General features: G+C 65.1%; 13 protein-coding genes. 3 read left to right on the top strand and 10 right to left on the bottom strand.

Annotated features, from left to right (window positions below):
- Positions 1–50: 50 nt before the first annotated feature.
- From EGH21_RS13305 to EGH21_RS13295, 3 genes are all read right to left on the bottom strand, one after another.
- A complete protein-coding gene (locus EGH21_RS13305; RefSeq protein ID WP_220618970.1) occupies positions 51–2,033 on the bottom strand; it encodes a PKD domain-containing protein in 1,983 nt (660 codons plus the stop codon).
- 4 nt (positions 2,034–2,037) lie between these two features.
- Positions 2,038–3,192 carry a hypothetical protein gene (locus tag EGH21_RS13300; protein WP_220618969.1) on the bottom strand — a complete coding sequence of 385 codons (1,155 nt, stop codon included), beginning with the start codon at positions 3,190–3,192 and terminating at the stop codon, positions 2,038–2,040.
- A 116-nt stretch (positions 3,193–3,308) separates the two neighbouring features.
- The gene (locus EGH21_RS13295) at positions 3,309–3,893 is read right to left on the bottom strand and encodes a DUF2150 family protein (protein ID WP_220618968.1); all 585 of its coding nucleotides are present in this window, start codon (positions 3,891–3,893) and stop codon (positions 3,309–3,311) included.
- Positions 3,894–4,059: 166 nt separating this feature from the next.
- Here EGH21_RS13295 and EGH21_RS13290 point away from each other — a divergent pair, with 166 nt between their 5' ends.
- Positions 4,060–4,368: a hypothetical protein gene (locus EGH21_RS13290; RefSeq protein ID WP_236035531.1), complete on the top strand. Its 309-nt coding sequence runs from the start codon at positions 4,060–4,062 to the stop codon at positions 4,366–4,368.
- Here EGH21_RS13290 and EGH21_RS13285 read toward each other — a convergent pair.
- Positions 4,365–5,576 (bottom strand): mechanosensitive ion channel family protein, encoded by a 1,212-nt coding sequence (locus tag EGH21_RS13285; RefSeq protein WP_220618966.1) that lies wholly within the window; start codon positions 5,574–5,576, stop codon positions 4,365–4,367. The genes EGH21_RS13290 and EGH21_RS13285 overlap by 4 nt on opposite strands.
- A 105-nt stretch (positions 5,577–5,681) precedes the next feature.
- Positions 5,682–6,590, bottom strand: a complete 909-nt coding sequence (pdxS, locus tag EGH21_RS13280) for a pyridoxal 5'-phosphate synthase lyase subunit PdxS (RefSeq protein ID WP_220618965.1) — start codon at positions 6,588–6,590, stop codon at positions 5,682–5,684.
- A 117-nt stretch (positions 6,591–6,707) separates the two neighbouring features.
- On the opposite strand from pdxS, the gene EGH21_RS13275 reads away from it, so the two are divergent.
- Both EGH21_RS13275 and EGH21_RS13270 read left to right on the top strand, forming a co-directional pair.
- Positions 6,708–8,192 carry an ATP-binding response regulator gene (locus tag EGH21_RS13275; protein ID WP_220618964.1) on the top strand — a complete coding sequence of 495 codons (1,485 nt, stop codon included), beginning with the start codon at positions 6,708–6,710 and terminating at the stop codon, positions 8,190–8,192.
- 63 nt (positions 8,193–8,255) lie between these two features.
- Positions 8,256–9,035, top strand: coding sequence for a DUF1405 domain-containing protein (locus tag EGH21_RS13270; protein WP_220618963.1), 780 nt, complete (start codon positions 8,256–8,258; stop codon positions 9,033–9,035).
- A gap of 16 nt (positions 9,036–9,051) precedes the next feature.
- Here the strand turns inward: EGH21_RS13270 and EGH21_RS13265 are convergent, their stop codons facing one another.
- From EGH21_RS13265 to EGH21_RS13245, 5 genes are all read right to left on the bottom strand, one after another.
- A complete protein-coding gene (locus EGH21_RS13265; protein ID WP_220618962.1) occupies positions 9,052–9,228 on the bottom strand; it encodes a hypothetical protein in 177 nt (58 codons plus the stop codon).
- Between the two features lie 84 nt (positions 9,229–9,312).
- On the bottom strand, positions 9,313–12,066 hold the full coding sequence (locus tag EGH21_RS13260) for a valine--tRNA ligase (RefSeq protein WP_220618961.1): 2,754 nt from the start codon (positions 12,064–12,066) through the stop codon (positions 9,313–9,315).
- A 241-nt stretch (positions 12,067–12,307) separates the two neighbouring features.
- Positions 12,308–13,216: an HFX_2341 family transcriptional regulator gene (locus EGH21_RS13255; protein WP_220618960.1), complete on the bottom strand. Its 909-nt coding sequence runs from the start codon at positions 13,214–13,216 to the stop codon at positions 12,308–12,310.
- A gap of 77 nt (positions 13,217–13,293) precedes the next feature.
- Complete coding sequence (locus EGH21_RS13250; protein WP_220618959.1) at positions 13,294–13,692, bottom strand: YgaP family membrane protein; 399 nt, start codon at positions 13,690–13,692, stop codon at positions 13,294–13,296.
- Positions 13,693–13,752: 60 nt separating this feature from the next.
- Positions 13,753–14,235, bottom strand: coding sequence for a peroxiredoxin family protein (locus EGH21_RS13245; protein WP_220618958.1), 483 nt, complete (start codon positions 14,233–14,235; stop codon positions 13,753–13,755).
- Positions 14,236–14,302 lie beyond the last annotated feature (67 nt).

Raw genomic sequence — 14,302 nt, 5'->3', positions numbered from 1 at the left:
GTTATTGTCGTCTGGAGTTTCGACAGGTGTCGAAATGAGTAAGATAACGTCTACTGACCATTTCCATTCCCGTTCCCACCGGCATTTCCGTTCCCTGCTTCGTTTTGGCTCGTGACAGTCTTCGAAGACGTGTTCACGTTACCAGTGACGTCAGTTCCAACGATAGTGATTGTTAATTCTTTGTTCGGTCTGACGTTCTCCGTTGCTGATATCTCGATATCGGTCCAAGTCTTACTACCGGCAGCGCTGAGTCCAGTGAAGTTCTCGCCGCCAATACGCTCGTTTTTATCGTTCCTGACGGTCACGTTTACTGAAACGAGTCCCGAATTACTGTCTTCTGCCGTCACCTCTGCGATAGTCACCGTATCGTTGTTCGCAAACGCCCTGATGTCCCGCAACACGATGTCCGGCGGCACGGTGTCCTTGCGGGTCTGGTCGTTCGTCACGGTCCCACCGGTGTTGCCGACATCGTCCCGGACGTAGCCCCGGGCGGAGACGTAACCCTCCGGAAGTCCGGACACGTCGATGCCGGTAAACGTCGTTTCATCGCCGCCGTTAGTCGTAATCTGCTCCTCGAAGGTGACACTGTCGCCGATGGAGGTGTTGACGATAGACAACACGGCCACCTCGTCCCCGTCGAGGCTATCGGGGTTCACGAGTGTCGCGTCGACGGCGTTCTGGTTGGAGGCGTTGATGCGTGGCGTGTCGATGCGGACGCTGTTCGGGTCGCCCGGCGAGCGTGTGTCGATGGTGAACGTCAGCGGGCGCTCGGTCTCCATCGGGGTCCCATCGTCGGACTCAGCCCGAGACACCTCGAGGGTGACCAGCGTGTCGACGTCGTTGTCCGCGAACTCAAGCGTCTGCTCGTAGGTGGTCGCGTCCACCCAGCCACCGGTGACGACCTTGGCCGAACTCTCCGTGACGTTCTCGTAGGTCGTCTTCGGCGCGAGACCGGTGTCCATCGTCTGGTTGAACCGCAGTGTGACGGTCCGTCGGGCGTTGCTGTTGGCCTCGGCGTCGGTGATGTTCCCGTCGGCGTCGGAGAACGTCGCACTCGTGACCGACGGCGGCCCGCCGCCACCGCTCGTGACTGTGACCACCTGTGAGGTGACGTCACTGGCGCCATCGTCATCCGTGACGCTCAGCCGCACCGTGTGGTCGCCGGTGCTGCCGAAGATGTTCGTCACCGTCTCGCCCGTCGCGTCGACGGTGCCGTCGCCGTCGAAGTCCCACTCGTAGCTGACGATGTTCCCGTCGTCGCCGGACCCACTGGCGTCGAAGCTCACCACCTCGCCGGTCGTCGGGTTGGTCGGCGAGTAGGTGAACGACGCCGTCGGGAACTCGTTGTAGACTGTGACCTCTTTCGTCCGGTTGGCGGTCCGCCCGTCGTCCGTGGTCACGGTCAGGGTGACGGGGTAAGTGCCGTCGTCTGGGAACGAGCTGCTGGCGGTTTCGCCGGTCGCGTCGGTGGTGCCGTCGTCGTCGAAGTCCCACTCGTAGCTCGCGATGCTGCCGTCATCAACCGTGCTATCGCTCGCGTCGAATGTCACCGCCTTCCCAGCCGTTGGGCTCGACGGGGTGTAGTCGAACCGCGCGGCTACAGTCACCTCGACAGACACGGTATCCCTGTCGAGGACGGTGCTCGTGGGGTCGTGGATGGCCACGACGCGGATGCTGGCGCCTCCGACGTCGTTCGGTAGCCCCCACCTGCCGCCCGGTTCGAACCGTGTCGGGTCGGTCCCGCCGACCTGGGTGTAATCGGCAAGCGTGTACTGGCGCCTGTTGTCACCGACGACCACGATTGTCACGTCGTTGCTGTCGACAGAGGAACCACCGTTGTGAGCAACGAAGACGTCCTGCGTGGTCGCGCCGGCGTGGATGTCCAGCGACGGCGTCGAGCGGGCAGAAGCACCAATGTCCCCCAAGGTCACGAACCCGGCGACACCAATCGTGACGACAACGACACCGGTCAGTAACACCACACCGATCGTCTCGGACTGAGCCCGGTCGTCGCCGGGATGTGTGTCACCCATGTCACTAGAACCCGATGAAGTACAATGCCGTTTCGCCGGTCTCTAATTCGAGCGTGAGAACAAAGAAGTCGTTCTGCCCGACGTTCCGATCGAACTCCAACTCGACGTTCGTGACAGTTCCGTCTCCATCAAGGCGGATTTTCGGGCTCAAAGACTCAAACTGGCCGCCGACAGTCAGCGTTGCCGAGTCGGCCTCACCAACCCGGCGAATCGTCGCACTCGACGGGTCGTTGCCACCCTGCCCGTCGTAGAAATTGATACGTGCCTCGGTGATGTTGTTAGTGCCTGCGGTATTGTTGAACTCGAGAGTGACGTTGTCGCCATTGCGAGTCTCGTCGGACAGTCGGATGTCTCCCGGCGACGCCGGGTTGATACCGTCAGCGGACCCGCCTCGGGCGCCGCTGGGGGGCGTCTCGCCGATACCGACCGGTCCGCAGTTGATCGTCCGCTCGCCGTCAAGCGTCAACGTAACGTTGCGGTTGTTGACCACGATATTTCCGGGGGCAACTTCTCCATCCAATGCTGCCTCCCACTGGTCTTCGGAGAGCTGGGTGGGGAGTTTGACAGTGATATCCTCCCGTTGACTGGTGTCCAGCCGACCGGCCTTCGGTTCGACAGGAGCGGTCTGCGTGCCTGCAGTGTTGATATCGTTCGTGATCGGAATTATCTGAACCTGGTCACCCTCGACGACGGACTGACCGGCTAGCTGAACCGTCCCATCCCTGAAATCGTTGTACAGGAGCGAACTCTCGTAGCGGATAGTTCCTGCCTGTTCGAACTCGGCGTAATTGGGTTCGTACTCAAGGAACCGGGTGTCGAAGTCGGTACCCGGACAGACCTCGTCGGTGATTTCAGGGCCGCCCTGCTCGGAGATAACGATAGGCCGTGGTTCCGTCGTACGCAGGGACCCGCTTGGCGGTGGTGGGTTTATGGAAACCAGGCGTGCCGGGAACCGGGTTCCGAGCGCTACTTCAGCGTACCCGTCGTTGCCGCCGGTGTAGGTATCGAGGATAGTGTTCCGGACCTCGACCATATCCCGCTGGACACCCTGGTAGTGATTGAACTCGACTTCTCGGTTCTGGTCGGGGACGATGAACGCCTGGTAGGTAGCGAAGGTGACGATGAGAATGGCAAATAGGAGGACTGCACCGACCTGCACCGACTGTCCTCGCTCGTCACCTACCAAATCCATGCAACTTTGTTAAATACTGGTAGATAAAAACCTGTCCGCCGGCTCAGCAGCCGAGTGCGGGACTGCGGCGTGACGGCTGCGGTTCAGTCTTCGTCTTCCTCTTCGACGACTTCGGGGTCGCTCATCGCGGTCTGGAGACTGTCGAGGCCGTTGACCCACTCGGAGACGAGGCCGTACTCCAGGTCCTCGGCGACGTCCATCGCCAGTTCGTCGCCGTCGATGATGCGCGTCCCGGCCTGCACGCAGTACCCCAGCGCCGCGTCCAAGTCCTCCTCGGCCTCGGCGTCGGCCGCGGCCCCGACGTAGTCGGCGACCGTCGCCTCGTCGGCCGGTCCCTCGGCGACGTACTCTTCGGCGGCGTAGAAGACACAGACCAGCGAGGTCTGGACGCCGTCGATGAGCATCAGCGTCTCCTCGTCGTCCATCTCGATGTCGTCGAGAACTATCTCTCTTACCCCGGCCAGCTCGTCGAGCGTCGTCTCTTCGTCCAGCGTGCCGTCCTCGTAGTCGGTGAGTATCTTCGCGATGGCGATGGCGGCGTCGTCCTGCAGGTTCAACAGGAGGCGTGCCGAATCCTCGTCTTCGGGGTCGACACCCTCCTCCTCGATGCGGTCGAGCCAGTTCTGCCAGCGTTCCTCGGTGTAATACTCCCCCGGCGGAGTGCTCATACCACTCCGTTCGTGCGCCCGGGGATAATAGCTTCGACAGGCGACGCTTACCGCCGTGTAGCTATCAGACCGCCCGAAGAAAGGCGGATACCACTCGAAGGGGGCGGCGAGCGTTCACACCCGTCGTTCTGGGGGATTTATACGCTCTCGTATGATATGTCAATTCATGTCACAGCGGCGTTCGACGTTCGGCGCGGCCACCGCCACCGACCCGGCAGTCGTCGGTCGGCGGGCGACGCGGGCCGGCCTCGTTCTCGCCGCGGCGACGCTGCCGCTGGTCGTGGGAACGGGCACCGGACTGGTCGTCGACGCGCCGACGCTGGCGGCCGGCGTCGACGCGGTCCTCGCGGCGGCGAACGCGCCGCTGGTCGGTGGATACGGGCGTGCGTGGCTGTTCCACGTGAGCGCACTCGGTCTGCTCGCCGGGTGCTGGCTGCTCGGGGCCGGGCTCCTGCTCGACGGGGTGTTCGACTAGTCCTCCGCCTCCGGACCGACCGACCGGACGGTTTCCTCGAACTGTCCCTCGCCTCTGGTCTTGAGCGTCCGCTGTGGGAACGGGATGGAGATGTCCTCTTCGTCGAAGGCCGTCTTTATCTCCTGGACCACCGCCGAGATGGCGCGCCACTTGCGGGGCGGCGTCGGGTGGTCTATCCAGAACCGGAGTTCGAGGACGATGGCCGAGTCGCCGAACGACTTCGGGATGACCTGCGGTGGCGGCGAGTCGACGATGTCGCCGACACGGGCCATCGCGGCCTCCGCGGTGTCCATCGCCGCCTCGACGTCTGCGTCGTAGTCGATACCCACGTCGAGGGTCAACCGGAGCAGTCCCTTCTGGCTCCGGTTGGTGATGGCCTCGTTGCTGACCTGGTCGTTGGGGATGATGACGAACTCCCCGTCGAAGTTCTCCAGCCGGGTGTTGAAGATGGTGATGTTCGTGACGATGCCCTCTTGGTCGCCGACGACGACCCAGTCGCCGATAGTGAACGGCCGGGAGAACATGAGGACGAACCCGGCGATGAGCGACCCCAGCGTCTGTCGGGCCGCGAACCCGACGACGATGCCGAGGAACCCGGCCCCGACGAGGAGGCCGCCGATGTTGATGCCCCAGATGGCGAGGATGGTCGCCCCGGCGGTGACGAATATCGTCACCTGCCCGAGACGGAGCAGAATCTCCTCCTGATGCTCGGTGAAGTCGTCGAGTGCCAGACTCAGGCGGTCGATGGTCCGCTGTAACTGGTCCGAGAGCACGAACGCCAGGGCGGTCAGCAACACCGTCTGGAGCGTCCGCAACAGCGTCGGGTCGTCGCTCTCGACGTACGGGCGCAACGTCCCGACGACGTCGACGAGGTCCCAGACGACGAGGAAGGAGACGACGACGAGCAACAGCAGCGTCAACTGGGCGGTCCGGAGGAGGATGCCGCGGAACGACGTCGGCGTGTATCTGGCCAGTCGGGTCAGCCACCCGGAGTCCAGCTGGTCGACCGCGAGGCTCCGCAGGCGGCCGAGCAGTGCGGGAAGGACCACGACACCCAGGACGAGGACGCCGAGCAGGATGGCCGTCGCGACGAGTTGGCCCTCCGACGACGCCAGCGCTTCGAGTGACTCCTGGAGCGCCTGCACGAGGTCGAGCAACGTCTGGCTGGACCGGTCCGCGGTCGCCGTCGTGGTGTCCGTCGCCTGCACACCCCAATATCACCCCCGTAGTGACTTGTGTCTTCGTTTCCGACCCGAAAGCGACGCTGGACGCCCCGCTGGCGACGGGTCGGACCGGAGGACCGAGTCCCGCGTTCAGACGCCGCGGCCCTGCAGTTGCTCCTCTTCGGGCAGGTCGGCGTTCGCGTCGCCTTTCATCCCCTTGCCGACGTTCTTGCTGATCTCGGTGAGTCGCTCGGGGTCGTCCCAGTTGTTGACGGCCTCGACGATGGCGGTGCCCATCGCTTCCGGGTCCTCGGCGCCGAAGATGCCCGACCCGACGAAGATGCCGTCACAGCCGTGGTGCATCATCAGCGCGGCGTCGGCGGGCGTCGCGATGCCGCCGGCGGCGAAGTTGACGACCGGGAGGCGACCCATGTCGGCCGTCTCGTGGACGAGGTCGGCGGGGGCCTCGTGTTCGCGGGCCCACTTCTCGCGTTCCTCGTAGCTCATGCCTTCGAGTTTGCGAATCGAGCCCTTGATGTTGCGCTGGTGGTGGACGGCCTGGTTCACGTCGCCGGTGCCGGCCTCACCCTTGGTCCGAATCATCGCCGCGCCCTCGTCGATGCGGCGCAGGGCCTCCTGCAGGTTCCGGGCGCCACAGACGAACGGCGCGGTGAAGTCGCGCTTGTCGATGTGGTAGCGGTCGTCGGCCGGCGTGAGCACCTCGCTCTCGTCCAGCATGTCCGCGCCGGCGGCTTCGAGGATTTCGGCCTCCTTCGTGTGGCCGATACGCGCCTTGCCCATCACCGGGATAGACACCTCGTCGATGACCGCCTCCAGCGACGCGGGGTCGGCCATTCGGGCGACGCCGCCGCGCTTGCGGATGTCGGCCGGGACGGCTTCGAGGTTCATCACCGCGACGGCGCCGACGTCCTCGGCGATGCGGGCCTGTTCGGGCGTGACGACGTCCATGATGACGCCACCCTTCTGCATCTTCGCGAACCCGCGCTTGACGAGGTCGGTACCGCGGCGGAGGTCCTCCAGATCGGTAGCTTCAGGCATTGACGGTGGGTTGGGACTGGATTTACTTAACGCGTGTCCTTGGCGGGGACAGGAACTGACGTCGGCGGCCTCGGACGTGCTAGTGGTATTTTACCCCCGGCAGACAATGCGTATCCAATGGATTCGGAGTGGCCCCCAATCGACCAGAGTGAACAGATACGGGTCCTCCACGTCGACGACAACGCAGACTTTCTAGAAGTGGCGACGGCCATGTTCGCTCGCCAGTCCGAGACGCTGGACATCGTCCCCGTCAGCGACCCGACGGCGGTGACCGAGCGCCTCGCCGACGGCGACGTCGAGTGCGTCGTCTCTGACTACGACATGGACCCCGTCGACGGCCTCGAACTCCTGCGAGAGGTCCGGGAGACACACCCCGACGTACCGTTCATCCTGTTCACCGGGAAGGGGAGCGAGGAGGTAGCGAGCGAGGCCATCTCGGCGGGCGTCACCGACTACGTTCAGAAGAGCGGGGACAGCGAGACGTTCGAGATGCTGGAGAACCGCATCGAGAACGCCGTCGACCACGCTCGGACCGAGCGGCGACTCGCCTACGAGAGCAGTCTGCTCGACACCATCTTCGAGCAGATACCGCACCACATGTACGTCAAGGACGAGGCGGGCCGCCACGTCCGGATGAGTCACGCACACGTCGACGACCCCGAGGCGGCCATCGGCAAGACGGACGCCGAAATCTACCCCGAGACCCACGCCGAGGACACCTACGCCGACGACATGTCGGTCATCGAGCGTGGCGAACCCATCATCCACAAGGAGGAACAGACAATCGACGAGGTCGGCGAGACGTACAGTTTCGACCATCTGGACGACAACTACGAGCAAGACGTCGTCACCGACAAGGAACGGTACAACGAGTGGGCGCTCACCTCGAAGGTCCCGTGGCGCGACGAGGACGGCGACATCGTCGGCCTCATCGGCATCACGTTCGATATCAGCGACCGGAAACACTACGAGCAGTCGCTGGAGCGCCACACCGAACGCCTCGAACAGTTCCTCGCCGAAGTCGCCCACGACATCCGGTCGCCGCTGCAGGTCGCGAGTTCGAACGTCGCGTTGCTCCGGGAGGCCGTCGGTGGCGACGACGACCGACTGGACGCTATCGAGCGGAGTCACGACCGCATCGGCGCGCTGGCCGACGAACTCGGGAGTTTCGCCAGACACGGCGACGTCGAACCGACGCCGGAACCCGTAGCCCTGTCCGACGCCGTCACCGAAGCGTGGGCCAGTCACAGCACCGGCGAGGCGACGCTGTCGGTCGGCGACCTCCCGACCGTCGAAGCGGACCCGACCGAACTGAACCGCCTCGTCGACAACCTCGTCGACAACGCTATCGACCACGCCGGGGCCGACGTGACGGTGACCGTCGGCCCTCTCGACGACGGGGCGGGGTTCTTCGTCGCCGACGACGGTCCGGGTATCCCGGAGGAGGAGTGCGACGAGGTGTTCGAGACGGGGTTCACCACCGCCGTCGGGGGGACCGGACTCGGACTCGCCATCGTCGAGACCGTCGCGGACCGACACGGGTGGACCGTCGACGTCACCGAGAGCGACGCGGGCGGCGCGCGGTTCGAGGTCCGCGTCTGAGCGCGGGTGCGCTCGACTCGCCCGACCGCTAGCGTTTTGCCCGCCCCATCCCACAGCGGAGACATGGCCACACAGGAGGGTGTCGGTGGGCGCATCGAGGCAATCGTCGCGCGGGTCTTCGACGGGCCGGTCCCCGGCACCGAGGGACTGCCGCGATACGTCGCCCCGCTTCCGGAGTGGCTCGAAAACGTCGGTCTGCGGCTGGCGTGGCCCATCGCCCTCGTGAACCTCGTCGGGACGCTCTTCGGCTTCTGGTACTACGCCGGCCGGCCGCTGAACCTCGCGCCGCCGCTCGTCGAGGGGCAACTGGGGGCCGCGCCGGTGCTGGCCTACCCCCTCATCCCCGACTCACCCGTCGCGACGATGTTCATCGGCCTCTCCTTCGCCGCGTGGCGACTCGACTGGGACGCCGAGTGGTTGCACGTACTCGCCTTCTTCGGGTGTATCAAACTCGGCCTCTGGACGCCGTTCGTCCAGTTGGTCATCAACGGTCCGGGTGGCATCGCGGCGTGGCTCTACTGGTTCCTCGTCCTGAGCCACATGGCGATGGCAGTCGAGGCGTTCCTCATCCACCGCTACGCGAGTTTCTCCGTTCCGGCAGTCGCCGTCGCCGTCGTCTGGTACGGCTTCAACGACGTGGTAGACTACTTCGTTCCGGTGCTGGGCGGGCCACACCACACGTGGCTCCGTGGCGAGCCGCTGGTGGGTGCCTACACGTTCGACCACACCGTGTTGGCCCACGACCTCGCGGCCGGGTGGGCCGTCGTCCTGACCCTCGCCGCGACGTTCTGGGCGCTGTCGACGCGGGTCGAGAAACTGAAGCGCCGGTCGGCGACCGAGTGAGCGGGCCGGCGCCCGTTCAGATGGTGAAGGGGTCGTCCTCGTCGCGCTCCTCCAACACCCACTCCAGTTCCTCGATGGCGCGCAGTATCGCCACTTCGGCCTCGTCCTCCAGTTCGGAGGATGGAGGGTCGTGACTGTCGTACTCCTCGCGGAGCGTCTCGATGCGGTCCCGTATCGTCGCCTCGTCTTGCATACGTGACCGTACTCTCCGGGCGCCATTGACGCTACTGGTCGCGGCGATGCACACGGCGACGGGCGGCCGAGCGCGGGCCGTCGCTTACCGCACGACGACGACGGCGTTCTCCGTCTCGGTCATCTCGCCCTCGCCGGAGTACGTACGGGATTCCTCGACGGCGAACATCTCCGCGTCGAGTTCGAACTCGCCGCCGGCGACGACCAGCGTGTCGCCGTCTATCTCGTAGTCGCCGGCCTCGATGGCGCTGTCGAGTGCGCCGACGTCGCTGCCGAACTCCGGCCCGACGACGGAGTAGTCGAGGTCGATGTCGCTGACTTCGGTGGTGATGTCCGGGGCGTCCTCGAACGTCTCCAGCGTCTCGACGTGCATCGCCTCGGCGATGGCCGCCGCGAAGCCCTCGACGTGGCCGTACACCTCGACGTGCTCTAAGTCGGCGTTCAGCGGGAGGCCGTTCTCGGTCTTGTAGCGACGGAGCGCGGAGACGACCTCCATCGCCGTCTCGCCCGCTTCGAGGTCGGCCTCGTAGCCGCCCGCGACGGGCCAGTCGGTCGTGTGGACCGACTCGTCCGCGTCGTAGACACGCGTCCACAGTTCCTCCGTGATATGCGGGAGGAACGGCGCGAACAGTTTCAGGAAGGTGCGGTGGGCCGTCAGGAGCGTGTATTCCGTGGAGGCGTCGCCGCCGTCGCTGAGTCGCTGCTTGGCGATTTCGAGGTAGTCGTCACAGAACGTGTTCCAGAAGAACGACCGCAGTTCGTTGCGGGCCTTCGAGAACGCGTAGTCCTCGAACTTCGCGGTGACCGACTCGATTGTGGCGTCCAGTTCGGCCAGTAGCCAGCGGTCGACGGCCGAGAGGTCGGCCTCGTCGACGTCGCCGACATCGTCGTGGACGGGCGTCAACTGGTCGACCAGTCGGGAGGCGTTCCAGAGTTTCTGGAGCAGGCGCTCGCCTGCTTCGAGGTCGCCCTCCTTGTACGGGAAGTCGTCGCCGATGGAGGTGCCGGCGGCCCAGTAGCGGGCGGCGTCGACCGGGAAGTTCTCTAGCACCTCGCTGGGTGGGATGACGTTGCCCTTCGACTTCGACATCGCCTCGCGGTTCTCGTCTAAGACCATCCCGTTGACCATGACGTTCTCGAAGGGCACCTCGTCGGTGTGCTCGTAGCACTTGACGACGGTGTGGAACAGCCAGAACGAGATGATGTCGTGGCCCTGCGGGCGCAGGTCGAACGGGTACAGTTCCGGCATCTCCATCTCGAAGGTGCCGTCGGTGATGGAGCGCGGGTCGTCCGCGTCGGCGTCGTCGTCCGGGTCCACCGGGTCGGCTGTCTCGGCCGACCCGTCGGCGTGCCAGTCCCAGCCCGCGTTCACGAGCGGCGTGAGCGAGGAGGTGGCCCACGTGTCGAAGACGTCCTCTTCGGGTGTGAACGTGTCGTGGCCACAGTCCGGACAGCCGTCGGCCGGCGGGTCGTCCGAGAGCGGGTCGACCGGCAGTTGCTCGGGGTCGGCCAGAATCGGCTCCCCGCACTCGTCGCAGTACCAGACCGGAATCGGGATGCCCGAGTCGCGCTGGCGGGAGATACACCAGTCCCACTCCAGGCCCTCTATCCAGTGCTGGTAGCGACTGTACATCTTCTCCGGGAACCACTCCATGTCCCGCCCGGCCTGCAGGTACTCCTCTTTCTTGTCGAGGAGTTTGATGTACCACTGCTCGGTGACGAGGTACTCGACTTCGACGCCACAGCGCTCGTGGACCTGCACGGTGTGGTCGTGGTCCCGCGATTCGAGCAGGTAGCCTGCGTCGTCGAGGTCCTCGATGATGGCCTCGCGGGCCTCGGTAGTGTGCATGCCCTCGTAGTCGCCGGCCACCTCGGTCATCGTCGCCGACTCGTCGATGGCCAGTCGCAGGTCCAGGTCGTGGGCCTGATACCACTCGATGTCGTTCTGGTCGCCGAACGTACAGCACATCACCAGCCCGGAGCCGGTCTCCATGTCGACGCGTTCGTCGGCGATGATGGGGACCTCCTGTCCGAACAGCGGGACCCGCGCGGTGCCGCCGACGAGGTGCTGGTTCGCGTCGTCGTCGGGGTGGACGAAGACGGAGACACACGCCGGCAGGAGTTCGGGGCGCGTCGTCGAAATCGTAAAGGTCTCGTCCTCGACGGGGCCGTCGCCGTCCGCGACGAGTTCGAAAGCGATGTCGTTGAACTTCGTGTGCTTGTCCTCGTCTTCCTGTTCGACCTGCGAGATGGCGGTCTCACAGTCCGGGCACCAGATGGTCGGCGCGCGCTGGCGGTACTCCCGACCCTGCTCGTAGAGGTCGAGGAAGGACAGTTGGGAGACCCGCTGGACCTCCGGCGCGATGGTCTTGTAGGTGTTGTCCCAGTCGACGGAGATAGCCAGCGATTGAACGTCCTCGGTGAACTCGTCCTCGTAGCGCGTACAGACCTCGCGGCACTTCTCCTGGAACTCGCGGCGCTCGAAGTCCTGGTGGCGGATGTCCAGTTCGCGCTCGGTCAGGCGCTCGGAGGCGATGCCGTTGTCGTCGTAGCCGAAGGGGAAGTAGACCGTATCGTCGGCCATCCGGTGGTAGCGGGCGACGAAGTCCTGCAGGGTGAACTGGTAGAGGTGGCCCATGTGGAGGTTGCCCGACACCGTCGGCGGCGGCGTGTCGATGGTGAAGCGGGTGTCGGCGTCGCCGTCGTAGGCGTAGGTGTCCTCGGTCACCCAGTGGTCCTGCCACTTGGGCTCTATCTCGGCGGGGTCGTACTCCCCGTCGATGCTCTCGGACTGGTCGGCTGGCGATTCCTCGGTCGGTGGGTCCTGTGTGTCACTCATGTCTGAACTGCGGCGTGTCGGTCGAAAACGGTGCGGGCGTCGAGCGGTGGGGATTAGTGGGGCGTGGGGGCCCCTACTACGACGGGTACGAGAACGGCTCCGGAGACTGCTCGACGCGCCATTACCAGTATGTGGGCCAACCGGGGGCTAAACGACTTCGGTTTGCTGACGCAGGACCAGTAGTCGAGTGGGGACTCTCGAAAACGAGGTGGGACGGTCTCGACACAGTCGTCGCGCGTTCCTAGGGTAATTCGTGGTCCCGGTCCTCGGCGGAGTGCGCGCGAACCCACAACTCGCCGATGCGGGAGAGTCGGGTGCGGTAGGACTTCCCGTGTTCCTCCTGCTCGATGTACCCCTTGCCGCCGGGACCGAGTCGGTCGACGTTGTAGATGACCTTCGAGCGGAACGAGTCGGTGTACTCCTCGCCCAAATCGCGGGCCAGTTCCTGAGCGAGTTCGGAGACGGACTCGAACTCGCCGTGTTCGCCCAGCGTGAAGAGGATGACCTCCTCGAACGGCTTGACGTTCGAGAAGGAGGCGACGGGGAGCTCCACGATGTGCGAGCCGTCGATTTCCTTCGCACCGATGGTGGTCCCGCGCTCGTCGAACTCGTCTAAGAGGTCCAGCGCGGAGGCCAGTCGCTCGTCGACGCGGTCGTCGACGTCCTCGCCCTCGCGGAGGGCCTGCAAGAGGTCGACCTGCCGGCGGAGTTCCTCTGCGAGTTCCGTCTCCAGATACTTCTCGGGGACGGTGTAGTAGGTGTGGATGCGGTCCCGGTCACCCTCGCGTTCGACCATGATGGAGTGGGCGGCGGTGGCGAAGGCGAAGGAGACGGTCCGCGGCATCGCGGAGACGTTGACCCACACCTCGCCCCCGGCGTCGAGTTCCGCGTTGATGAGTTCGAACGCCTGCTCGAACGCTTCGTCGTAGTCGTAGACGTCGGCGACGACGACGCGCTCCGTCTCGGCCCCCAGCAGATTGCTGTAGTCTTTCTCCAGCTTCTCGGCGAGGTTGCGCGAGTATTCGACGTTGGCCTCGGAGCCGACGGCCCCCTCCAAGAGGATGACACGGTCCACGTCGAGTTGCTCGCGCACGAGCGGCGCGATGAGCCGGTCGTAGTCGAAGCCGACCGGGACGATGTGGGTCTGCATACCCCAACTGCCGTCACGGACGGTTATAAAAACCCCCAGAGTCCCGCCGCGTCGGCGACGGGTAGCCGACCGAACGGTTACTTGCAGGCGTCGTGGACCGTCTTGCCGTCCTCGTTCGGGCTTCGGGACTCGCCGACGACGATTGGTTCGCCGCAGGCGGCACAGGTCAGCGACGCGCCGGCGGTCGCGCTCTCCGTCGCGGACTCGGTCGTCTCGTCGTCGGTCGATACCACGGCGGTGTCGTCGTCCGACTCGTCCTCGGCGACGCCGACCGACGTGTCGACGTCGAGGGCGTCGTTGACGCCGCAGTACTTCGTGCTCGCGTTGAACCCGAAGACGAGCGCACCCGCACCGGCCAACAGGCCCCGCACGCGCTTGCCGTTCCGGAAGGAGCGAATCGCGGCGATGGTGAGGACCACTGCGAGGGCTGCACGAGCGAGTCTATCGCGGCCGCCGACGTTCTCAGGTACGTCCATATGAGACCGTCGGCCCGGACGCCCTTGTAGGTTCACGTCTCGGCCACGGCGACTCCGCCCTCACTCGCCGAACGGGTCCTCGTAGCCGTTGCGGATGAAGTACCGCACCCAGTTGCCGTGAGTCCGGTCGGCGGGGTGGTCGGCGACCTGTTCGTACTGGACCGTCCCGGACTCGTCGACGACGTAGGTGGCGGCGATGCCGGTGAGGCCGTGGCTGGTCTCCTCGGTGCCGCTGTACTGCTCCGCGACCTCGCCGTCGGGGTCGGCGAGCAGTTGGATGTCGAGGTCGTAGCGGTCCCGCATCTCCGTCACGGGGCCGATGGGGTCGGTGACGACCGGCAGGATGTCGACGTCGTCGTTGAACCAGAGGTCGTAGGAGACTTCGCTGAACGTCTGTAGCTGTTCGGCGCAGAAACTGCACCAGTGGCCCCGGTTGACGAGGACGACCGTCGGGCCGTCGCCGAGGTGGTCCGAGAGGGAGACGTCTTCGCCACTGGTGCTCTGGAGTGTGAATTCGGGCGCTTGCGACTGTTCCAGCGTCATGCACGAGACGTTGGCCACATCGACAGATAACGGCCGTCCGGCTGTGCACCACCTCTACACAGCCAAG

The sequence above is a fragment of the Haloarcula rubra genome, assembly GCF_019599465.1.
Lineage (GTDB): Archaea > Halobacteriota > Halobacteria > Halobacteriales > Haloarculaceae > Haloarcula > Haloarcula rubra.
This window is presented reverse-complemented; position numbering and strand designations above follow the sequence as displayed.

Excerpts from the sequence above, each read along its gene's own strand:
- EGH21_RS13265 (WP_220618962.1), bottom strand. The coding sequence starts at position 9,228 with ATGCAAGACGAGGCGACGATACGGGACCGCATCGAGACGCTCCGCGAG.
- pdxS (WP_220618965.1), bottom strand. The coding sequence starts at position 6,590 with ATGCCTGAAGCTACCGATCTGGAGGACCTCCGCCGCGGTACCGACCTC.
- EGH21_RS13275 (WP_220618964.1), top strand. The coding sequence starts at position 6,708 with ATGGATTCGGAGTGGCCCCCAATCGACCAGAGTGAACAGATACGGGTC.
- EGH21_RS13250 (WP_220618959.1), bottom strand. The coding sequence starts at position 13,692 with ATGGACGTACCTGAGAACGTCGGCGGCCGCGATAGACTCGCTCGTGCA.
- EGH21_RS13290 (WP_236035531.1), top strand. The coding sequence starts at position 4,060 with ATGTCACAGCGGCGTTCGACGTTCGGCGCGGCCACCGCCACCGACCCG.
- EGH21_RS13270 (WP_220618963.1), top strand. The coding sequence starts at position 8,256 with ATGGCCACACAGGAGGGTGTCGGTGGGCGCATCGAGGCAATCGTCGCG.
- EGH21_RS13260 (WP_220618961.1), bottom strand. The coding sequence starts at position 12,066 with ATGAGTGACACACAGGACCCACCGACCGAGGAATCGCCAGCCGACCAG.
- EGH21_RS13255 (WP_220618960.1), bottom strand. The coding sequence starts at position 13,216 with ATGCAGACCCACATCGTCCCGGTCGGCTTCGACTACGACCGGCTCATC.
- EGH21_RS13245 (WP_220618958.1), bottom strand. The coding sequence starts at position 14,235 with ATGACGCTGGAACAGTCGCAAGCGCCCGAATTCACACTCCAGAGCACC.
- EGH21_RS13305 (WP_220618970.1), bottom strand. The coding sequence starts at position 2,033 with ATGGGTGACACACATCCCGGCGACGACCGGGCTCAGTCCGAGACGATC.
- EGH21_RS13295 (WP_220618968.1), bottom strand. The coding sequence starts at position 3,893 with ATGAGCACTCCGCCGGGGGAGTATTACACCGAGGAACGCTGGCAGAAC.